Raw genomic sequence first — 20,467 nt, forward strand, 5'->3', positions numbered from 1 at the left:
CGCTCACCATGCCTGCAGCTCGTCGCCGACCGCGATCCGGCCACCCGTCGAGGGCATCGCGCCCACCGACAGCATGCCGTCGCGCTCGCGGTGGATGCTCTTGAGCACCCCGGTGTCCCGCCCGACGCCGCCGGGCTGCGGCCGCGTCGTCATCACGCAGCGCGGCACGCGGGCCGAGACGTCGAGCACCGTCGTCCCCAACCGCACCCGCTGACCGACCAGCGCGTCCTCGCCCGAGCCCTCGAGCAGCACGTTGGCCCGGAACCGGCGCGGCGCCCACGACCCCGTCGACCCGGTCGACAGCAGCGTGATCCGCGAGTTCGCGTTGTCGTGGAAGGCGCCGTCGGCACCGGAGAACGGGTTCCACCGCGACTCGGTCTCCAGGTCCGCGGGGTTCTCGTACGTGCGCGGTCCGGGGTAGCTGGCCGGCCGCAGCTCGACCGGCCTGCCCACCCAGTCCGACAGGACGGCGTCGTCGCTGGTCACCGTGCCGTCGGGCAGCACGACGTCCGGCCGGCCGCCCGTCGTGCGGGCCGCGGCGAACAGCAGGTCGGGCACCCGCCGGGCGGTCAGCCCGAACCCGGTCGCGGTGTCGAACAGCGCCCAGGCCCGGTCGCCGACGATCCCCTCGGCGCCGACCTCGACGGCGTCGCACCGCTCCCCCTGCAACGACTTGACCGGGTAGCGCCACAGCTCGATGACCTGCATGCCAGCAGTGTGCCGCGCCGCAGATCCCCCCGCGGCCGCCGGCGCCGTGCGAACCTGGGCCGCCTTCGAGACCAGGAGTGGACGAGATGACCGACGGCGAGGACCTCCCCGGGCCCCGCAGCGTGCTCGACGTGCACGTGCCCGACCGCGACGACCTGCTCATCTCCTTCGTCCCCGAGGAGCAGCCCGACGACGGCGTCCTGGTCGTGACCGTGGCCCAGGACCGCACCGGGCGCCGCATCCGCGTGCCGGTCGGCGACACCGTGGAGCTCATCTGGTCCAGCCGCCGCGGACCCCGTGCCCGCAGCGCCCGGGTGGTCGAGGTCGTCACCACCGGCGAGCCCGTGTGGCGCCTGGAGCCCCTGGGCACGGTGCGCGACGGCCAGCGCCGGGGCGCCGTGCGCGCCGAGGTGGGCCTGCCCGTGACGCTGGTCGACGGCAGCCGGACGGCGGCCGGCACCAGCCTCGACCTCAGCGAGACCGGGGTGCGGGGGCGCTGGCCGCTGGAGTCCGGGTGGCCGGCGGTGGGCGACGAGGTCGTGCTGACGGTCGTGCTGTCCGAGGCCCGCACCCTCACCGGCCCGGCCCGGGTGCGCCGGGCCTACCCGACCACCGACGGACGGGTCGAGGCGTCGCTGGAGTTCGTGGGCTGGCCCGAGAAGGCGCAGGACCAGCTGCGCGGTCGCGTGTTCGAGCGCCTGCGGCAGCTGGCCCGGCGCGGCGACCTCTAGGCCGGCCGCCAGGACAAGGTCCAGCTGCCCGACCACGCCTCGTCCGGGGCGAGCACCACCAGGTCGGTGCCGTCGGCCAGGGCGTTCGGCGGGCAGGTCATCGGCTCCACCGCGACGCTGCGCCGGCGCTGGCCCTCGGGCAGCGTGTCGCCGGTGTAGACCTGCAGCCACGGCCACGCGGCGTCCACCGCCAGCTCGAGCTCGCCCTCGGAGCCGGCCAGCCGCACCCGGGCCCAGCCGTCGTCGTCGCGCACGAGGTCGGTGAGGGCGTCGTCCAGTGCCCGGTCGCCGATCGTGCCGACCGCCCCGTCGAAGGGGTGCCGCCCGCCGGTGGGCAGGCCGCCGTCCAGGTCCAGGCCCGTGCGGGCGGGGACGTCGAGGGTGGCCGCACCCACGTCGCCGTCCTGGCCGGACCCGACGTGCAGGTAGGGGTGCATGCCCACGCCGAACGGCGCGTCGTGGGTGCCGACGTTGCGCACCCGGACCGTGACGGTCAGCCGGTCGGGCTCCAGGCCGTAGTCGACCGCGACGGCCAGCCGGAACGGGTACCCCGAACGGGGTTCGAGCACGGTGCCGACGGTGACGGCGTCCTGGGTGCGGGCCAGCACGGTGAACGGCTGCCAGGACAGCAGACCGTGCATGGCCGACCCCTCGGCGGCGGTGTCCAGCTGCAGGTCGCTGTCCCCCCAGGACCACCGCCCGTCGCGCAGCCGGTTGGGCCACGGCAGCAGCAGGCCACCCCGGCGCCCCTTCGGGACGATGCCGGTGCGGTAGCCGTCGAGCACGTCCCAGTCGCCGACGGCGAGCCGTCGCAGCCCTCCTCCGCGCAGGTCGACCGCCACCCGGGCGGCGCCGCGCTCGAGCCAGGCGCCCAGCGGCTCGGTGGTCGGCCAGGCCTCGGGGTCAGGGGTGATGCCCGGGGTGCCGAGCAGGTCGGCCAGCACGTCGAGCACCTCGGCACGGCGGACGGCGGCGGCCGGCGCGATCTCGGTCAGCCCGAAGTAGCCGTGCACCAGCCCCGGCCCGGGCAGGTGGACGACGTGCACCCCGGCGGCGGCCAGCTCGACGGCGTAGGTGTCGCCCTCGTCGCGCAGCGGGTCGAACTCGGCGGTGGCCACCACGGCCGGCGGCAGCCCGGTGAGGTCGGTGCCCAGCGGGGCGACGTAGCGGTCGCCGCCGTCGGGCACGTACCAGTCCCAGAACCGGCGCATGTCGGACTTCTCGAGGAACAGCCCGGTGGCGTTCTGCTCGGTCGAGGGCATGGCCATGGTCGGGTCCAGGCCCGGGTAGACCAGCAGCTGGGCGGCCAGCACCGGTCCGTCGTCGTCGCGGCAGCGCAGCGCGACCCCGGCCGCGAGCCCGGCGCCGGCGCTGTCGCCGGCCACCACCAGCGGCGCGGTCGGCCAGCGGCGCGCGGCCCACCGGACGGCGGCCAGGCTGTCCTCCAGGGGTGCGGGGTGCGGGTGCTCGGGGGCCAGCCGGTAGTCGACCGCGACGACGGTGGCGCCCAGCCGGTTGGCCACCGCTCGGCACACGGGGTCGTGGGTGTCGAGGTCGCCGACCGCCCAGCCGCCCCCGTGCAGCCAGACGACGACCGGACGGGTGCGGTCGCCCACCCGGCCCAGCCCCGAGCGGTAGATGCGCACCGACAGCTCGCCGCCCGGGCCCTCGATCGTGCGGTCCTCGACGTCGGCGACCGGCTCGGGGCGGTAGCCGTCGCCGCGGCGGGCCAGCGACAGCGCCCGGTAGCGCTCGCGGTCGACGGCGGCGTCGCCGCTGACCAGCGGGGTGGCCCCGGCGGCGGTGAGGCGCTCGAGGAAGGGCGGGAAGTGCGGGTCGATCGGCACGGGGTCACCTCACCACGTGCGGGGTCACCCGGCGAGCGGGTCCTCGCCCTTCCCGAGCAGCGACACCCGCACCAGGCCGGCGGCGAAGCGGGCCAGGTCGTCGCCGTCGACCAGCCCGGCGAGCGCGGCGGGGTCGGTGGGCAGCCCCACCCGCTCGGCGCCGCGCACGGCGCGGTCGTCGAGGTGCGGGCGCAGCCACGGCCACACCTGCTGCGCCTCGCGCAGGAACACGTGCGCACCGGTGGGCCCGAACCCCGGGAACTCCTGCAGCAGCGCAGCGGCCCGGTCGGCGTCGCCGTCGGCCTCGGCGGCCAGCCGGCGCAGGTCGCCGTGCCAGCGGTCGCGCACCTGGGTGGCGAGGTCGCCGAGCTGGCGCGAGGTGCGCTCGTCGTAGCGGCGGTAGTGGCCGCGGCCCAGGGCGTCGACCCGGTCCTGCCAGCTGGCCTCGAGCATGTGCTCGGGGGTGGTCAGCCCGGCGTCGAGCAGCTCGGTGGTGGCGGCGACGGCGATGCCGGCGTCGATGCGGGCGCTGAGCAGCTCGGCCAGCACCAGCAGCTGCCACAGCGGCGCGGGGGTGTCGGCCAGCCGGATGCCGGCGTCGGTCGCGTAGGTGGTGCCGTGCTTCTCCAGGACGGCGGCGGCGGTGTCGCGGTGGGTCATCGCCACCCCGTACCCGTGACGGCAGCGAGGGCACATCGATGACGGACGTCAGTGGTACGGGGTCCTCCCGGAGGGAAGACTCCAGGCATGCCCGCCACCGAGCTCCGCGCCGCCGACACCGACCGCACCGCCGTCGCCGAGGCCCTCGGCCGGGCCCTCCACGAGGGTCGCCTCACCGTGGCCGAGTACGACGAGCGCCTCGCCTCGGCCTACGCCGCCCGCACCCACGCCGACCTCGCCGTCCTCACCGCCGACCTGCCCACCCCGGCGACCACCTCACCGGTGTCCTACGGCAGCTGCGGCGGGGACGGCGACCTGCGCAATGCCTGGCGCGGTTACCTGACCGTCGCGCTCATCGTCTGGGCGGTCTACCTGGCGTCCTCGGTCGCCGGCGGGTTCGGCTACCCCTGGCCGGTCTGGGTCGTCGGCCCCTGGGGCGCCGTCCTCGTCGCCCGCACGCTGAGCACCCGCGGCGCCCTCGCCCGCCGCTGACCCACCGACGACGAGAGGCCCCACCCGGATCGGGTGGGGCCTCTCGTCTGCACTGTGGGCAAGGGGGGAGTTGAACCCCCACGTCCTTTCGGACACACGGACCTGAACCGTGCGCGTCTGCCATTCCGCCACTTGCCCTGGCGGAGGAGAACACTAGCAGCCCCCTCCGGAGAACATTCCGCCGGGGCGTCGCGGGCTCGCCGACCGGACCACGGGCCCCGTCCCGGTTACGATCGCCGTCGGAGTTCGTGGGAGGTCAGCCGAGCGTAGGGAGCGACTGTGGGTGTGCTGCAGCGCTTCGAGCGACGGCTGGAGGGCATGGTCGGGCTCGCGTTCGCCCGCATCTTCAAGGGCAAGGTCCACCCCGCCGAGATCGCCAAGGCCCTGCAGCGCGAGGCCACCGAGCAGCGCAAGGTGATGGGCGAGGGCCGTGTGCTGGTCCCCAACGTCTACGACGTGCGGCTGGGCCCGGCCGACTACGACAACCTCGCCGAGTGGTCCGAGCAGTTGGCCGCCGAGCTGGCCGACATGGTCGCCGAGCACGTCGAGGACGAGGGCTTCCAGACCTTCGGCGACATCCAGGTCCGCCTCGAGCGCGACGACGAGCTGCACACCGGCGTCTTCGAGGTCGCCTCGCACGTCGCCGACCCGCGCGCCGACCGCCCCTCCCGCTACAGCACCGACCTGTCCGACGACTGGGGCGGCCCGGTCCCCGGCGTCAACGCCGCCCCGCCCGTGCCCGCCCCGGCCGGTCGCCCACCGGTGCCGCCGCTGCCCCCGCTGCGCGGGCGCGAGCCGGCCGGCCCCGCCGTGGTCGGCCGCTCGGGCCAGCGCCCCGGGGTCACGCACGTCCTGGTCGTCGACGGCCCGGGCACCCGGCACGTGCTGTCGGCGGGCAGCAACGTCATCGGCCGCGGCACCGAGGCCGACATCCGGCTGCCCGACACCGGCGTCAGCCGCAAGCACGTCGACGTCGTGCTCGAGGGCCCGGTCGCCGCGGTGCACGACCTCGGCTCGACCAACGGCACCCTGGTGAACGGTCGCCGGGTGGGTCGTCAGCCGCTGTCCGACGGCGACGTCATCCGCATCGGGCACTCGGTGCTGGTCTACCGGCAGGACGGCGCATGACCGCCGAGATCGTGCTGCAGGCGTTCCGGTTCGGGTTCCTGCTGCTGCTCTGGCTGTTCATCTTCGCCGCCTTCCGGGTGGTGCGCGCCGACCTGCTGGGCGGCCGCACCGGCCGCGTGTCCTCGGTGCCCCCGCGTGCCCAGGCCGGCAAGAAGAAGGGCAACCGCGGCCCGAAGAACCTCTTCGTCACCGCCGGCCCGCTGTCCGGCACCAAGATCACCCTCGGCGAGCAGGCCATCCTCATCGGCCGCGCCGACGACTCCACCCTCGTGCTGACCGACGACTTCGCCAGCTCCCGGCACGCCCGGCTCACCAACCGTGGCGGTGCCTGGTACGTCGAGGACCTCGGCTCGACCAACGGCACCTACCTCGACCAGCAGCGCGTGCAGGGTCCGCTGCTGGTCGCCCCCGGCCAACCGATCCGGATCGGACAGACCGTGCTGGAGCTCCGCTCATGACGTTGGTGCTGCGGTACGCCGCCCGCTCCGACCGCGGCCTCATCCGCGGCAGCAACCAGGACTCGGTCTACGCCGGTCCGCGCCTGCTGGCCGTCGCCGACGGCATGGGCGGCCACGCGGCCGGCGACGTCGCCAGCAAGGTGGTCATCGCCGCGCTGGAGCACCTCGACGACGACACCCCCTCCGGCGACATGCTCGCCGCACTGCGCAACGCGGTCTTCGACGGCAGCGAGCACCTGCGCGAGGTCATCCGCGAGAGCCCCGAGCTCGAGGGCATGGGCACCACCCTCACCGCCGTCCTCTTCGCCGGGGGCCGACTGGCGCTGTGCCACGTCGGCGACTCCCGCGCCTACCTCGTGCGCGGCGGCCAGCTCTCGCAGATCACCCACGACGACACGTTCGTGCAGACCCTCATCGACGACGGCCGCATCACCGAGGACGAGGCCAACAGCCACCCGCAGCGTTCGCTGCTGCTGCGCGCCCTCAACGGCCAGGACGTCGACCCCGACCTCTCCATGCGCGAGGCCCGCGCCGGCGACCGCTACCTGCTCTGCTCCGACGGCCTGTCCGGCGTCGTCAGCCACGAGACCATGGCCGAGGCGCTGCGCGACCCCGACCCCCAGGCCACGGCCGACCGGTTGATCGAGCTGGCCCTGCGCAGCGGTGGCCCGGACAACATCACCTGCATCGTGGCCGACGTCGTCGACGACGACGGCAGCTCCCGCATCGACCCGGTCGTCGACGGCGCCGCGGGCGACAACCGCGGGCAGCGGGAGGTCGACCCCCGGTCGGCCGCCGGCCGCGCCGCGCTCGCCGACCCGCGCCCCACCCCGCCGCCGGTCTCGGCCGCCACCGCGAGCCCCCCGGTGAAGCGCCGCCGTCCGCTGCGCACCGCGCTGCTGGCCCTGGCCGCGGTCGTCGTGCTGGCCGCCGCGGCCGTGGGCTTCTACGCCTTCGTGGGCAACCACTGGTTCGTGCGCTCGGTCGACGGCGGCGACGTCGCGGTCTACCGCGGCATCAACGCCTCCCTCGCCGGCGTCGACCTGTACCGGCTCGACACGGCCACCGAGCTCTCCCTCGACGACCTGACCCAGGCCGCGCGCAACCGGGTCGAGTCCGGCATCGAGGCCAGCGACCGGGCCGACGCCGACCGCATCCTGGACAATCTGCTCGAGCAGCGGCTGCCGCTGTGCCGCTCGGCCAGCACCCCGTCCACCTCGTCGGCCCCGACCACCTCGGCAGCCCCGACCACCGTCGACCCGGGCGCGACCGCCACCACGGCACCGCCCACCACGACGCCCCCCACCACCACGCAGCCGTCGACGTCCGCCCGGGCGCAGGAGCCGGGAGTGGACTGCCGGGAGGCGGACTGATGGCGGCCCCCGCCGCCGGTCCGGTCAAGGGCCCGGGCACCGACCCCAAGCAGGGCGCCCCCGGGGTCACCACCCCGCCCAAGCGTCGCGGCACCGAGCTGGTGATGCTGGCCTTCGCCGTCGTCATCACCCTCGCCGCGCAGACCATCGTCGACATCACCGTCACCGGGTCGCCCAGCCCCGAGATCGCCACGTTCGGCCTCTGGTTCACCGGCCTGTGGGTGGTGGCGCACCTCGTGGTGCGCCGGTTCGCGCCCTACGCCGACCCGCTGCTGCTGCCCTGCGTCGCCGTGCTCACCGGTCTGGGCCTGTCGATGATCCACCGCCTGGACATCGCCGCCAACGCCCTCGGCGAGTCGGTGTCGGCCCGCGAGGACGCCCCCACCCAGCTGCTGTGGGCCACCGTCGGCATGGTCCTGTTCGTCGCCGTCCTGACCGTGGTGCGCGACCACCGTGCGCTCTCCCGGCTGGCGTACACGATCGGCCTGGTCGGGCTGGTGCTGCTGGCCATCCCCGCGGTGCTGCCCTCGGCGCTGTCGGAGGTCAACGGCGCCAAGATCTGGATCCGGGTGGCCGGGTTCTCGATCCAGCCCGGCGAGTTCGCCAAGATCTGCCTGGTCATCTTCTTCGCCGCCTACCTGGTCGACAAGCGCGACGTCCTCGCCCTCGCCAGCCGCCGCGTGCTGGGCCTCGAGGTGCCGCGCGCCCGCGACCTCGGCCCGGTCCTGGTGGCCTGGGGCGTGTCGATCCTCGTGCTGGTCTTCGAGCGCGACCTGGGCAGCTCGCTGCTGCTGTTCGGGATCTTCGTGGTCATGCTCTACGTCGCCACCGAGCGGGCATCCTGGCTGGTCATCGGCGTGCTGCTGTTCGCCGTCGGCGGCACCGTGGCCTACCAGCTGTTCGGCCACGTGCGCGTGCGGGTGGACACCTGGTTGGACCCCTTCGCCTACTACCCCGACGGCGGCGGCTACCAGGTCGTGCAGTCGCTGTTCGGCCTGGGCACCGGTGGCCTGTTCGGCGCCGGCCTGGGCGGCGGGCGCCCGGACCAGGTGCCGGTGGCCAAGAGCGACTTCATCGCCGCCGCGATCGGTGAGGAGCTCGGCCTGTTCGGGCTGGTCGCCGTCGTCGTCCTGTACCTCGTGCTGGTCGAGCGCGGCCTGCGCACCTCGCTCGTCGTGCGCGACGGCTTCGGCAAGCTGCTGGCCGCGGGCCTGGCCTTCGGGGTCGCCTGGCAGGTGTTCGTCGTCCTCGGCGGCGTCACCGGGCTGCTGCCGCTGACCGGCCTCACGACCCCGTTCGTGGCCTACGGCGGTTCGTCGCTGGTGGCCAACTTCGGCCTGGTCGCGCTGCTGGTGCGGATCAGCGACGCCGCCCGCCGCCCGGCCGCCCCGCCGGCGCCGCCCGCCCCGAAGCTGGGCGAGGCGCTGACCGAGGTGGTCAAGCCGTGAACTCGCCGCTGCGCAAGGTGTCGATCAGCGTCCTGGTGCTGTTCACGCTGCTGATCCTCAACGCCAACTACATCCAGGTCGTGCGGTCGTCCGAGCTGCGCGCCAACCCCTCGAACACCCGCATCCTGGCCGAGGAGTACGACCGCGAGCGCGGCCAGATCGTCGTCGACGGCAACCCGGTGGCCACCTCCGTGCGCACCGACGACGCCCTCACCTACCTGCGGCAGTACCCGCAGGGCGAGCTGTACTCGTCGGTCACCGGCTACTACTCCCTGGTCTACGGCAACACCGGCATCGAGCGCGCCGAGAACGAGATCCTCTCCGGCTCCGACGACCGCCTGGCCTTCCGCCGCATCGCCGACCTGTTCACCGGTCGCGACCCCTCCGGCGGCAACGTCGAGCTCACCCTCGACCCCGCCGCCCAGCAGGCCGCCTTCGACGGGCTCGACGGCGTCCAGGGGTCCGTCGTGGCGCTGGACCCCAGCACCGGCGCGGTGCTGGCCATGGTCAGCAGCCCCGGGTACGACCCCAACCAGCTCTCCAGCCACGACCCCGCCGCCATCCGCGCCTACTCCGACACCCTCGGCGCGATGGACCCCGACCCCCGGGTCAACGGCACGGTCGACGAGCGGCACTCCCCCGGGTCGGTGTTCAAGCTGATCACCTCGGCCGCCGCCCTCGAGGACGGCTACAGCTCCGACTCGGTCGTCCCGGCGCCGCAGACCTACCGGCTGCCCGGCACCAGCCGGGACCTGTCCAACTTCGGCGGCGAGGTGTGCGACCCCAGCGGGCAGCAGACCCTCGCCGACGCCCTGCGGATCTCGTGCAACACCGCCTTCGCCCAGCTGGGCGTCGAGCTCGGCGAGGACCGCATCCGCGAGACCGCCCAGGCCTTCGGCATCGACGAGGAGCCCGAGCCGATGCCGCTGCCGGTCGTGCAGAGCACCGTGGGCGACATCGACGGCGACGCGCAGCTGGCGGTGGCCTCCATCGGTCAGCAGAACGTGCAGATCACGCCGCTGCAGGGGGCGATGATCGCCGCGGCCATCGCCAACGACGGCTCGCTCATGCAGCCCTACCTGGTCGACCAGCTGCAGGCGCCCGACCTCACGGTGATCGACCAGACCGAGCCCGAGGAGCAGAGCCGACCGGTCTCCGCCGACGTCGCCACCCAGCTCCAGCAGATGATGGTCGGCGTCGTCGAGGGCGGCTCCGGTCGCCGGGCGCAGATCGACGGCTACACCGTCGGCGGCAAGACCGGCACCGCGCAGACCACCGCCGACGGCGACGACAACCAGTGGTTCGTCGGCTTCGCCGGCCCCGAGGGCGAACCGCAGATCGCCGTCGCCGTCTTCATCCAGGGCGGGCAGGGCACCGGCGGCGACCTGTCCGCGCCCGTCGCCCAGCAGGTCATGGCGGCCTACCTGGCCGCCGACGGGGGCAACTAGATGGCACTGCACGTCGGCAGCGTCCTGGCCGGGCGCTACGAGATCACCGCCCCCATTGCGACCGGTGGCATGGGTGAGGTGTGGCGGGCCACCGACCGCACGCTGGGCCGCACGGTCGCGGCCAAGGTGCTCAAGAGCGAGTACACCGGCGACCGCAACTTCCTCGAGCGGTTCCGCAACGAGGCCCGGCACACCGCCGGCCTCACCCACCAGAACATCGCCTCGGTCTTCGACTACGGCGAGACCCGGGACGACGACGGCCGCGACCTGGCGTTCCTGGTGATGGAGTACGTCGAGGGCGAGCCGCTGGTCGCCATCCTCGACCGCGAGATCACCCTGTCGCCCGAGCGCACCCTCGACGTCCTCGCCCAGGCCGGCGAGGGCCTCTCCGCCGCGCACCGGGCCGGGGTCGTGCACCGCGACATCAAGCCCGGCAACCTCATGGTGCGCCCCGACGGCGTCGTGAAGCTCACCGACTTCGGCATCGCCTGGGCCCGCGACGCCGCCCCGCTCACCCGCACCGGCATGGTCGTGGGCACCGCCCAGTACCTCTCGCCCGAGCAGGCGCAGGGCTTCCAGGTCACCGCCGCCTCCGACGTCTACTCCCTGGGCATCCTGGGCTACGAGTGCCTGGCCGGGAACCGCCCCTTCGACGGCGAGTCCCAGGTCGCCATCGCACTGGCCCAGATCAACCGGCCGCCCCCGCCGCTGCCCCCCGAGGTGCCCGCGCCGGTCCGCGCCCTGGTCGAGAAGGCCCTGTCCAAGGACCCGGCCGCGCGCTTCCCCGACGGCGGTGCCTTCGCCGCCGCCGCCCGCCGGGTCGCCGCCGGGGGCCCCGGCCCCGAGACGTCGGCCGCCACGACCTACATCCCGGCCGTCGGTGGCGACGGCACGCAGATGATCGGCGCCGCCGGCGCCGCCGCGGGCCCGGCGACCGGCCCGTCCACCGCACCGCGCACCATGCCCCCGCTGCAGGCCTCCCCGGTCGACGAGGACGTCGACGACTGGGACGACGACACCCGCCGTCGCCGCTCGCCGTGGCCCTGGGTCGCGGCCGCCGCGGTGCTGCTGCTCGTGCTCGGCGCCGTCCTGGCCTTCACGCTCATGGACGGCGACGGCGACGCCGAACGCTCCCCCGGGACCACGACCACGCCCCCGGCCACCTCGACCTCGGCGCCGGCCACCTCCACCGCCCCCAGCACCTCGGCGGGCGAGAGCACGGCCGAGGAGACCACCGGCGGCGACGACGACGGCGAGGAACCGACGGAGGACCCGGGGCAGGACACCACCCAGGCGCCGGCCCCCGCCACGACGACCACGCCCCGCACCACGCCCCGCCCCACCACCCCGGCGCCCACCAGCACGACACCACCGGCGCCGACGACGACCCCCACCACGACCACCCCCGCGGAGACCACCGTGGCGCCCGGCCAGCCCGATGCGGGGGCCACGACGTGACCGTCTCCTCACCCGACGCGGCCGCGGACAGCCCGGTCGTGTCACCCGGATCGCCTACGCTGCCCGGTGGCCGACCGGCCCCGGCCGCACCTCGAGAGGACCCCCGATGACCACCCCGCAGGTGCTCGGCGAGCGCTACGAGATCGGTGGCGTCCTCGGCCGCGGCGGGATGGCCGAGGTGCACCGCGGCCGTGACCTCCGGCTGGGCCGCGAGGTGGCGGTCAAGGTGCTGCGCTCCGACCTGGCCCGCGACCCCTCGTTCCAGGTGCGGTTCCGCCGCGAGGCCCAGGCCTCGGCCTCGCTGAACCACCCGGCGATCGTGGCCGTCTACGACACCGGCGAGGACCGCACCACCACCGGCGCCACGCCCTACATCGTCATGGAGTACGTCGAGGGCGAGACCCTGCGCGACGTCCTGCGCCGCGAGAACCGCCTCGAGCCCGAGCGCGCGATGTCGCTCACCGCCGACATCTGCGCAGCGCTGGACTTCAGCCACCGCAACGGCATCGTCCACCGCGACGTGAAGCCCGGCAACGTCATGATCACCCCGCAGGGCACCGTCAAGGTGATGGACTTCGGCATCGCCCGGGCCGTCTCGGACTCCGCGGCCACCATGACCTCCACCGCGGCCGTGATCGGCACCGCGCAGTACCTGTCGCCCGAGCAGGCCCGCGGCGAGGGCGTCGACGCCCGGTCCGACGTGTACTCCGCCGGCTGCCTGCTCTACGAGCTCGTCACCGGTGCCCCGCCGTTCACCGGCGACTCCCCGGTGGCCGTCGCCTACCAGCACGTGCGCGAGGACCCCCGCACGCCGTCCTCGATCAACCCCGAGGTGCCGGCCGAGCTCGACGCCATCCTGCTCAAGGCGATGAGCAAGAACCCGGCCAACCGCTACCAGTCCGCCGCCGAGATGCGCAGCGACCTGCTGCGCGCCGTCGCCGGGCAGCGGGTCGAGGCCACCCCGGTCATGGGCGACGCCGAGCGCACCTCCTACATCGGTGCCGCCGGCGCCGGCTACCCCGGCCAGGACGACCACTGGGACGCCGACGACGAGGCCGCGGCCAAGCGGCGCAAGCGCGGCATCATCGCGCTCGTGGTCGCGGGCGTGCTCGTGCTCGCCGGGCTCGTCGTGCTGCTGATCGCGCTCAACAGCGGCGGCGACGACACCCCGACCGAGCCCACCGTGGCCAGCGTGCAGGTGCCGAACCTGGTCGACCAGACGCAGGCCGCCGCCGAGGCGGCGCTGGAGCAGCAGGGGCTGGCGGTCGGTGCGGTCACCTCCGCGGCCAGCGACACGGTCGCCGAGGGCTCGGTCATCAGCTCCGACCCCGCCGCCGGGCAGACCGTCGACGAGGGCACCGAGGTCGCCCTCGTGGTCAGCGCCGGACCCGACACCGTGGCCGTCCCCAACGTGGTCGGCCTGACCGAGGACGCGGCACGCTCCAACCTCACCAACGCCGGGTTCGACCGGGTCAACAGCCGTCAGGTGCCCTCCACGGCGCCGGCCGGCGAGGTCACCGCGGTCGACCCGGGCCAGGGCAGCCAGCAGAACCCCGAGACCACCACCATCACGCTCAGCGTCTCCACCGGCAGTGCGCCGGTGCCCGACGTGCGCGGGCAGACCTTCGAGCAGGCGCGGGCCACGCTGCAGGCCGCCGGGTTCACCAACATCACCCAGCAGAACGCCGAGAGCAACGAGGTCCCCCAGGGGCAGGCGATCGGCACCGAGCCCGAGGCGAACCAGCAGGCCACCGCCGGCGAGGAGATCCGGGTGCTCATCGCGGTGCCGGTGCCCACCACGGCACCGACCACCACCAGCGCCCCGCCGACCACGACCGCCCCGCCCACCGGCACGGGCATCCCGATCCCGACCGCCCCCAACAACTGAGGGGTGCACATCGCGATCCTCCGGATCGCACCCCGGCCAGGGGCCGTGCCCGACCTCCGCTGAGCCCGCACGTGCCCCGCCGACGGGTTGCGGGGTTCTCGTCCTCCGACCGGCCGCTGAGGGGGCGGGAACCCCGCACCCGGCGTGCACCCACACCCCGTCCCTGGCCCGCACCCCTCGGCGGCCGGCCAGGACGGGGTCTGGGGGGCCTCGGCGGCGACCACGAGCCCCCGAACCCCGTTCTCGCTGTGCACGCACGGTGCTGGCCCGACCCGGCCACCCACGGGAGGGCATGCGCCCAGCGCAGTGGGCTCAGCGCACGCCGGGGACGGCTGCTGGCCGAGGTGCGGTCCGCAGGACCGCGATCAGCCCGGCCTCAGACGAGCAGCTTGCGGGCCGCGGTGCTGGCGGTCTCGACGAGCTGGGGGTCGGGGGCCAAGCCGCACTGGTCCAGCCAGTTGGACAGCATCTGGTGGCCGCCCTCGGTGAGCACCGACTCGGGGTGGAACTGCACGCCCTCGATGGGCAGCTCGCGGTGGCGCAGCGCCATGACGATGCCCGACGGCGTGCGGCCGGTGACCTCGAGCTCGTCCGGGAACGTCTCGGACTCCACGGCCAGCGAGTGGTAGCGCGTGGCGGTGAAGGGCGAGGGCAGGCCGGCCAGCACCCCGGCGCCGTCGTGCACGACCTGGCTGGTCTTGCCGTGCAGCAGCTCGGGGGCGCGCACGACGTCGCCGCCGAAGGCCTCGGCGATGGCCTGGTGGCCCAGGCAGACGCCCAGCACGGGCAGGCCGGCCTCGGCGGCGGCCTGCACCATCGGCACGGTCACCCCGGCGTCGGCGGGTGTGCCGGGTCCCGGGGACAGCAGCACGCCGGCGACGTCCAGGTCGGCGAGCTCGTCGGTGGAGACGGCGTCGTTGCGGCGCACCACGCTGGCGACGCCGAGCTGGCCCAGGTACTGGACCAGGTTGTAGACGAAGCTGTCGAAGTTGTCGACCACGAGCACACGAGCTGTCACTGGTCCACCGTCACGTCGTTGAAGGGCAGCTTGGGTTCGACCCAGGGGAAGACCACGAACAGCAGCAGCGCGCACACCGCCAGCACGAGCACCAGCGCCTGCACGGTCTTCAGGGCGGTCCCGCCCGGCAGGTGCCGCCAGATCCAGGTGTACATCAGCCCTCGCTCAGAGCCGGCGGCCCGTCGGGGGCCTCGGCCTTCGGGATTGCCGCGCCGTCGAGCACCGCGTGCACGATGAGCCGTTCGCGGGCGGAGAACTTGGGGTGGCAGGTGGTCAGCGTCAGGTAGGCGCCGCTGGCCGGCCCGTCGAGCGGGCCGTTGGGGGTGGGCGCGATGACCGAGACGTCGGTGGGCAGCACGATCTGCTGACCGGGGACGCCGTTGGGGTCGTCGGCACCCAGCACCCGGTAGACGTACCAGTCGGTCTGGGTCTCGATGACGATCGGGTCGCCGGCCTGCAGCTGGTCGAGGTCCAGGAACGGCGAGCCCTTGCCCACCCGGTGGCCCGCGAGGGCGAAGTTGCCCTGCTCGCCGGGCATGGCGGAGTCGACGTAGTGGCCGGGGCCCTCGACCAGCTCGTCCTCGTCGGTGCCCTCGAGCACCACCTTGACGTAGTCGGCCCCGAAGCGCGGGATGCGGATGAAGGCGAAGCCCTCGCCCAGCGGCACCTCGGACAACCCGCCCGAGGGCAGGGTCGGCACGGTCGGGTCGTCGCCCTGCCAGTCCTCGCGGAGCTCGCTGGACAGCGCGTCCTGCTTGCGGTCGCTGGTGAGGTCGGTGACCCACACCTCGTAGACGACGAACAGCAGCACGACGAGCCCGGCGGTGACCAGCAGCTGGCCCACGCCGCGGATGCCGGTGCGCACCAGGTCGCCCGTGGTGCGCTCGGGCCGCCGCACCGCCCGGGGTTCGTCCTCCTGGACCGCGTGGTCCGCGGTGGCGCGGTCCGCGGCCACGTCGTCCTCGGTCACGCGGTCCTCGGTCACGCGGTCCGCGCTCGCGTCGTCCTCGGTGCCGTCGCCCTCGGCCGAGGACGCGGAGGCCGTAGGGGGCACGGGGGGCACGGACGGGACGGCGGGCACGCGGTCGGTCCAGACCGTGGCGTCGTCGGCGGGCGGCGGCGGGGGCGGTGCGGCGGGTTCCTCGGGAGCATGGCGGCCGCGGGGACCGCCGGTCTGCGCGTCGTCCATGCTTCCTCCCCGTGCCCGAGCAGCCTCAGCCGGCGGCCGTGGCGTACTGCAGGTCCAGCGCGCCATCGTAGGCGGGCAGGGTGACCTCCGAGCGGTCCTGCACCCGGTAGGTGAGCCCGAACCGGTCGACGGCCTGCTGGAGCAGGGAGACCTCGTAGGACTCGCCGAGCCGGTCGCGCATCGCGTCGGCGTCGCCGACCGCGGTGATCACGAAGGGCGGGGAGTAGGTGCGCCCCTGCAGCAGCAGCACGTTGCCGACGCAGCGCACGGCGCTGGTGGCTATCAGCCGCTGGCCCATGATCGTGACGCCGTCGGCACCCGCGGCCCACAGGGCGTTGACCACGCCCTGCACGTCGGACTGGTGGATGACCAGGTCGTCGGGCCCGGCTCCCCGCGGCAGGTCGCCGCTGGCGGTGTCCGGGGCGTCGTCCAGGGTGATCTCGACACCGGCGCCGCTGAGCGCGGTGAACCCGGCGGAGGCCTCCTCCGCCGCACCCGCGGCCGAGGCGGCGGCGACCGCCCCGTTGCGGCCGGCCTCGGCGTCGGTGAGCGCCTGCGCCCGCGCCGACAGGACGCTGAGCTGGGCCTCGGTGGCGTCGTTGGCCGTCTCGAGCTGGCGGATCAGCTCGGAGAGCTCGGTGACGTCACCGGCCCGCAGATCGGTGCCGCGGGCGGTCTGCCCCGACGTGGCGAACAGCAGGCCCGCGGCGAGGGCCACCACCGGCACCAGGGCGCCCCACACGGTGGGTCGACGTCGGCGCACGGACCACCTCCGGAGGGGGACGACGGCGCCCGGTGCGGGCCGTCTGCCCGCCGTCGCGCCACCTGCAGCTTAGGCTGGGGGCGGTCCGGACCGGCCACGACGGCCGGTCCTGCGCAGGTCCGCCCAGCTGGGCGGACCGTGAGGTCGGTTCGAGGAGTCGTCGCGGTGCCCAAGAGCAAGGTGCGCAAGAAGTCGGTGTACACCCCGCCGGAGGGCGTGCTCCCCTCCAGCGCCAGCCGAGCCCGCGCTGCTGCGCCCAGCCCCCGCTGGTACGCGCCGGTCATGATCGCCCTGATGCTGCTCGGGCTGGTCTGGATCGTCGTCTACTACGTGGCCGGCGACCAGATCCCGTTCATGGTGTCGCTGTCGGCCTGGAACTTCGCGATCGGCTTCGGCGCCATGGTGGCCGGGCTGGTCATGAGCATGCGCTGGCGCTGACCCCTCAGTTCTGAGGTACCTCGGCGTCGATCGAGGGCTGGTCGGCGAACAGCGGCGGCAGGTAGCGCAGCATCAGCGCCGACCACGTGAGGTGGGTGAGCACCGGGGCCTGGATGCCGCCGGTGATCTTGCGCTGCCAGCCGAACAACAGCCCCATGGCCACCGAGGCCAGCACCAGGGCCGGGTTGCGGGTCGAGGTCGTGGCCAGCCCGTAGACGGCGGTCGACTTCAGCACCGGGTTGCCGGTGCCCGCGGCGGCGTACAGCGCACCCCGGAAGAAGACCTCCTCGGCGACCCCGTTGGTGAGGGTGGTCATCGTGACCAGCGCCGGGTTGCCCTGGTGGGCGTACCGCAGGATGCGGGTCACCGCCGCGTTGAGCACCGGGATGCGCTTGGACACCAGGGCCGCCCCGTAGAACAGCCCGAAGACCCCCGCGCCGGTGACCACCGGCGTGATGACCGGACGGTGCAGCGTCTCGCGCGAGGAGCGCATCCACCCGCGGTGCAGCGGCCCCGAGGCCACCCCGCCGGCCACCCACGTGCCGGCGACGGCCATGGTCAGCGCGTAGAACTCCTTGGAGTCCGGTTTCTGGGAGAGCGAGACCCCCAGCAGCCCGGCGCCCGTGACCGCCACCGCGGCGGTGACCCGGCGGCGGCGCCGGAACGCCGCGTCGGTCTCCAGGTGGTCGCGCGGCACCGGGTCCACCAGCCAGGCCGGCGCGCTGGCGACCAGGCGGTCGACCAGCCGGCCCATCCGCCGTCCGGCAGTCACGACCGGGCCCCCCGGGCCAGCAGGCCGCCGTGCCGCTTGCGCTGCCCGGCCACCTCGCGACGCTCCCGGGCACGCTCGCCCAGCGCCTGCAGCACCGCACTGTCGTAGTCCATCGGCTCGAAGGGCACGACCTGCCGGATCGCGTCGTCGTGCACCACGACCTCGTTGCTCATCGAGTCGATGAGGTTGCGGCCGGTCTGCAGGTCGACGTCGGTGACCAGCGACAGCCAGCGCGAGGACAACCGCGGGCTCAGCAGCGGCACGGGGAGCACGAACAGGTGCCGGCCCTGGATCTCGGCGACCCGGGTGAGCATCTCGAGGTACTCCAGGACGTCGGGGCCACCCACCTCGAACACGCGACCCTCGGCCTCGGGGGCCTCGAGCACGCCCACCAGGTAGCGCACGACGTCGTCCACGGCGATGGGCTGGGTGCGGGTGTGCACCCACTGCGGGGTGACCATGGCGGGTAGGTGGGCGACCAGCTGGCGGGTCATCTCCCACGAGACGCCGCCGTGGCCCACGACGATGCCGGCGCGCAGGACGGTGACCGGCACCCCGCCCTCGCCGAGCAGGGTCTCGACCTCGCGCCGGCTGCGGAGGTGGTCGGACAGGTCGTCGGCGTCGTCCCCGAGCCCGCCCAGGTAGACGATGCGCCGCACGCCCTGGGCGGCGCAGGCCCGGCCGAACCGCCGGGCGGCTGCGGCGTCCTCCTCGACGAAGGAGGCGTCGCCGAGGGAGTGCACCAGGTAGTAGGCGGCCTCGCAGCCCTCGAGCGCAGCCCGCAGGGACGCCTCGTCGGACACGTCGCCGGCCACCGGTTCCCCGGCCCCGCCGTACGCCTCGGGACGGCGGGTCATCGCCCGCACGTCGTGGCCCTCCTCGACCAGGGCCGGCGCCAGCCGACCACCCACGAACCCGGACGCACCCGTCACCAGAACCTGCACCCGTCCACCCTCGCGGTTGCCACCGCCCCGCGCAGGACGAGTGCGACGAACCGGTCCGGTCGAGGTCGAGAAGTCGACCCCGGGACGGCGGGTCACGTGTGCACAGGCCGCTGACCTGATCCACAACGCCGCTGACCGACCGCCCCCAGGTTTGTCCACCGAGTGTGGAGAGCGCCGCGGCCACCGCAGGCCGCTGACCTGCGCGATCGCCCACCGTGTGACCAGTGGGACGACGGGACCACCCGCGTAGTTACATCCCTGTTCTTCTGTCCCCACCTGTGCACACAGGTGTGGACGAATCGACTCGTGGACCGTGACGACCCCGTCCGGGGGCCCCCTCACCGGGCGTGTCCGAACCGTCGCCCACAGCATGAAAGACGAGGTCGGACCGCGGGTCGCGGTGTCCGCGCACCGGCCTGTGGACAACCGGGGAGGATGGGGGCCGTGCACTGGTCCACACGTCCCGTCGAGACGGCCGTCGCGGCGGCCGCAGCCGTCGTCCTGGGCGGGGTGCTCCTGCTGCTCGACGTGCCGGGGCGGCTGCTCGTCGGTGCCGCGGTGCTGCTCCTGGTGGGCGTCGTCGTCCGGGACCTCCGGCTCCGGCCGCGGCTGCGGGCCGACGAGACCGCGGTCGCCGTCCGGGGCCTGGGCGGCACCACGACCATCCCGCGGGCACGGCTGCGCGCCCGGGTGCGCACCGGGCGACGGCTGGGGGTGCGCAGCACCTCGCTGGAGCTGGAGGACACCGCCGACGAGACCGTGCTGCTCGTGCTCGGCCGCCGCGACCTGGGCGCCGACCCCGAGCAGGTGGGCGCCCAGCTGCTCGGGCACCGACCGGTCTAGCGGATCCCGCCGAAGGTCAGCACGAGCAGGACGACGACCACGGCGGCGACCCCGGCCACGGCCAGCGCGGTGCGCCTGCGGGCCCACAGCAGCACGGCGGCGGTGGCCGCACCGGCGACCAGGCCGCCCAGGTGGCCCAGCAGCGAGACGCCGGGCAGGAAGCTGATGACCAGGTTGATGGCCAGCAGGGTGAGCAGGCCGCGGAGGTCCTGCTTCTGCTTGACCAGCACCACGCCGAAGGCGCCGAGCAGGCCGTAGATGGCGCCGGAGGCCCCGACGACCCCGCCGAGGTACTCGCCGAACAGCTGCAGCGCGGCCGCGCCGCCGAGGGCCGAGACCAGGTAGACGGTGAGGTAGCGGGCCTTGCCGATGGTGCGCTCGAGCTCGGAGCCGAACAGCAGCAGGGCCAGCATGTTGAGCGCCAGGTGCACCACGCCGGCGTGGGTGAAGGCGCTGGTGACCACCCGCCACCACTGACCCGCGTCGACGAGCACCGGGGCGGTGAGCAGCTCGGACTGCAGCGGGGACGAGAAGGAGCTGATCGGGTTGCCCCCGACCAGCAGCGCGGAGACGGCGGTGCCGACGGCGACCGCGAGGTTCAGGGCGACGAGGACGACGGTGACGACGCCCCAGCGGCGACCGGCCACCCGGACGCCGGTGGTGCGCTTGGGGGCCCGCACGGTGCGGCGGGCGTCGGCGATCTCCTCGGGGCACTGGAAGCCCACGGAGGCGGGGTGCATGCAGTCGGGGCAGATGGGCCGGCCGCAGCGCACGCAGGAGATGCGGGTGGGCCGGTCGGGGTGCCGGTAGCAGGTGGGCACCGGGGGCGCGGGCTGCTCGCCCGCACCCCCGGGTCCGGTG

The 20,467-nt window shown here is 74.5% G+C and carries 21 protein-coding genes and 1 tRNA gene; 11 read left to right on the top strand and 11 right to left on the bottom strand.

Features of this window, described 5'->3' with window-relative positions:
* Positions 1-3 precede the first annotated feature (3 nt).
* Positions 4-708: an MOSC domain-containing protein gene (locus BLP29_RS18550; protein WP_092807299.1), complete on the bottom strand. Its 705-nt coding sequence runs from the start codon at positions 706-708 to the stop codon at positions 4-6.
* A gap of 86 nt (positions 709-794) precedes the next feature.
* Here BLP29_RS18550 and BLP29_RS18555 point away from each other — a divergent pair, with 86 nt between their 5' ends.
* Positions 795-1,439 carry a flagellar brake protein gene (locus BLP29_RS18555; protein WP_092807301.1) on the top strand — a complete coding sequence of 215 codons (645 nt, stop codon included), beginning with the start codon at positions 795-797 and terminating at the stop codon, positions 1,437-1,439.
* On the opposite strand, the gene BLP29_RS18560 is transcribed toward BLP29_RS18555, so the two are convergent.
* Complete coding sequence (locus BLP29_RS18560; protein WP_207798593.1) at positions 1,436-3,286, bottom strand: aldose epimerase family protein; 1,851 nt, start codon at positions 3,284-3,286, stop codon at positions 1,436-1,438. The genes BLP29_RS18555 and BLP29_RS18560 overlap by 4 nt on opposite strands.
* A gap of 24 nt (positions 3,287-3,310) precedes the next feature.
* A complete protein-coding gene (locus tag BLP29_RS18570) occupies positions 3,311-3,946 on the bottom strand; it encodes an HhH-GDP family DNA glycosylase (protein ID WP_092807303.1) in 636 nt (211 codons plus the stop codon).
* An 87-nt stretch (positions 3,947-4,033) separates the two neighbouring features.
* Here BLP29_RS18570 and BLP29_RS18575 point away from each other — a divergent pair, with 87 nt between their 5' ends.
* Entirely contained in the window at positions 4,034-4,438 is a 405-nt protein-coding gene (locus tag BLP29_RS18575) for a DUF1707 SHOCT-like domain-containing protein (protein WP_092807305.1), read from the top strand.
* 55 nt (positions 4,439-4,493) lie between these two features.
* Here BLP29_RS18575 and BLP29_RS18580 read toward each other — a convergent pair.
* Positions 4,494-4,576, bottom strand: a tRNA-Leu gene (locus BLP29_RS18580).
* A 141-nt stretch (positions 4,577-4,717) separates the two neighbouring features.
* On the opposite strand from BLP29_RS18580, the gene BLP29_RS18585 reads away from it, so the two are divergent.
* The 7 genes from BLP29_RS18585 (at position 4,718) to pknB (ending at position 13,639) form a co-directional block, all read left to right on the top strand.
* Positions 4,718-5,566 (top strand): FhaA domain-containing protein, encoded by an 849-nt coding sequence (locus BLP29_RS18585; protein ID WP_092807307.1) that lies wholly within the window; start codon positions 4,718-4,720, stop codon positions 5,564-5,566.
* The gene (locus BLP29_RS18590; protein WP_092807309.1) at positions 5,563-6,024 is read left to right on the top strand and encodes an FHA domain-containing protein FhaB/FipA; all 462 of its coding nucleotides are present in this window, start codon (positions 5,563-5,565) and stop codon (positions 6,022-6,024) included. The genes BLP29_RS18585 and BLP29_RS18590 overlap by 4 nt, the downstream gene beginning before the upstream one ends.
* Entirely contained in the window at positions 6,021-7,397 is a 1,377-nt protein-coding gene (locus tag BLP29_RS18595; RefSeq protein WP_092807311.1) for a PP2C family protein-serine/threonine phosphatase, read from the top strand. The genes BLP29_RS18590 and BLP29_RS18595 overlap by 4 nt, the downstream gene beginning before the upstream one ends.
* A complete protein-coding gene (locus BLP29_RS18600) occupies positions 7,397-8,845 on the top strand; it encodes an FtsW/RodA/SpoVE family cell cycle protein (RefSeq protein WP_092807313.1) in 1,449 nt (482 codons plus the stop codon). The genes BLP29_RS18595 and BLP29_RS18600 overlap by 1 nt, the downstream gene beginning before the upstream one ends.
* Complete coding sequence (locus BLP29_RS18605; RefSeq protein ID WP_092807315.1) at positions 8,842-10,293, top strand: peptidoglycan D,D-transpeptidase FtsI family protein; 1,452 nt, start codon at positions 8,842-8,844, stop codon at positions 10,291-10,293. Before BLP29_RS18600 ends, BLP29_RS18605 begins: the two co-directional genes overlap by 4 nt.
* A complete protein-coding gene (locus tag BLP29_RS21865) occupies positions 10,294-11,751 on the top strand; it encodes a serine/threonine-protein kinase (RefSeq protein ID WP_092807317.1) in 1,458 nt (485 codons plus the stop codon). It begins immediately after the preceding gene.
* Positions 11,752-11,857: 106 nt separating this feature from the next.
* The gene (gene pknB, locus BLP29_RS18615) at positions 11,858-13,639 is read left to right on the top strand and encodes a Stk1 family PASTA domain-containing Ser/Thr kinase (RefSeq protein ID WP_092807319.1); all 1,782 of its coding nucleotides are present in this window, start codon (positions 11,858-11,860) and stop codon (positions 13,637-13,639) included.
* A gap of 376 nt (positions 13,640-14,015) precedes the next feature.
* Here the strand turns inward: pknB and BLP29_RS18620 are convergent, their stop codons facing one another.
* The 4 genes from BLP29_RS18620 to BLP29_RS18635 are packed head-to-tail and all read right to left on the bottom strand — an operon-like array spanning position 14,016 to position 16,609.
* Entirely contained in the window at positions 14,016-14,657 is a 642-nt protein-coding gene (locus BLP29_RS18620) for an aminodeoxychorismate/anthranilate synthase component II (protein ID WP_092807321.1), read from the bottom strand.
* Positions 14,654-14,812: a hypothetical protein gene (locus tag BLP29_RS21130; RefSeq protein ID WP_092807323.1), complete on the bottom strand. Its 159-nt coding sequence runs from the start codon at positions 14,810-14,812 to the stop codon at positions 14,654-14,656. Before BLP29_RS21130 ends, BLP29_RS18620 begins: the two co-directional genes overlap by 4 nt.
* Positions 14,812-15,846 (bottom strand): class E sortase, encoded by a 1,035-nt coding sequence (locus BLP29_RS18630; protein ID WP_092807325.1) that lies wholly within the window; start codon positions 15,844-15,846, stop codon positions 14,812-14,814. Before BLP29_RS18630 ends, BLP29_RS21130 begins: the two co-directional genes overlap by 1 nt.
* Positions 15,847-15,871: 25 nt before the next feature.
* Positions 15,872-16,609 carry a DUF881 domain-containing protein gene (locus tag BLP29_RS18635; RefSeq protein WP_092807327.1) on the bottom strand — a complete coding sequence of 246 codons (738 nt, stop codon included), beginning with the start codon at positions 16,607-16,609 and terminating at the stop codon, positions 15,872-15,874.
* Between the two features lie 165 nt (positions 16,610-16,774).
* Between BLP29_RS18635 and crgA the strand changes: the two genes are divergently transcribed.
* A complete protein-coding gene (gene crgA, locus BLP29_RS18640; protein ID WP_092807329.1) occupies positions 16,775-17,047 on the top strand; it encodes a cell division protein CrgA in 273 nt (90 codons plus the stop codon).
* A gap of 4 nt (positions 17,048-17,051) precedes the next feature.
* Here crgA and BLP29_RS18645 read toward each other — a convergent pair whose 3' ends face one another.
* Both BLP29_RS18645 and BLP29_RS18650 read right to left on the bottom strand, forming a co-directional pair.
* The gene (locus BLP29_RS18645; RefSeq protein ID WP_243470086.1) at positions 17,052-17,819 is read right to left on the bottom strand and encodes a CPBP family intramembrane glutamic endopeptidase; all 768 of its coding nucleotides are present in this window, start codon (positions 17,817-17,819) and stop codon (positions 17,052-17,054) included.
* Positions 17,816-18,763: an NAD(P)H-binding protein gene (locus BLP29_RS18650; RefSeq protein ID WP_092807333.1), complete on the bottom strand. Its 948-nt coding sequence runs from the start codon at positions 18,761-18,763 to the stop codon at positions 17,816-17,818. Before BLP29_RS18650 ends, BLP29_RS18645 begins: the two co-directional genes overlap by 4 nt.
* Before the next feature lie 444 nt (positions 18,764-19,207).
* Here BLP29_RS18650 and BLP29_RS18655 point away from each other — a divergent pair, with 444 nt between their 5' ends.
* Positions 19,208-19,606: a PH domain-containing protein gene (locus tag BLP29_RS18655; protein ID WP_092807532.1), complete on the top strand. Its 399-nt coding sequence runs from the start codon at positions 19,208-19,210 to the stop codon at positions 19,604-19,606.
* On the opposite strand, the gene BLP29_RS18660 is transcribed toward BLP29_RS18655, so the two are convergent.
* Complete coding sequence (locus tag BLP29_RS18660) at positions 19,603-20,427, bottom strand: rhomboid family intramembrane serine protease (RefSeq protein ID WP_243470087.1); 825 nt, start codon at positions 20,425-20,427, stop codon at positions 19,603-19,605. The genes BLP29_RS18655 and BLP29_RS18660 overlap by 4 nt on opposite strands.
* Positions 20,428-20,467: the final 40 nt, after the last annotated feature.

The organism is Klenkia marina, assembly GCF_900101025.1.
GTDB classification, from domain to species: Bacteria; Actinomycetota; Actinomycetes; order Mycobacteriales; family Geodermatophilaceae; genus Klenkia; species Klenkia marina.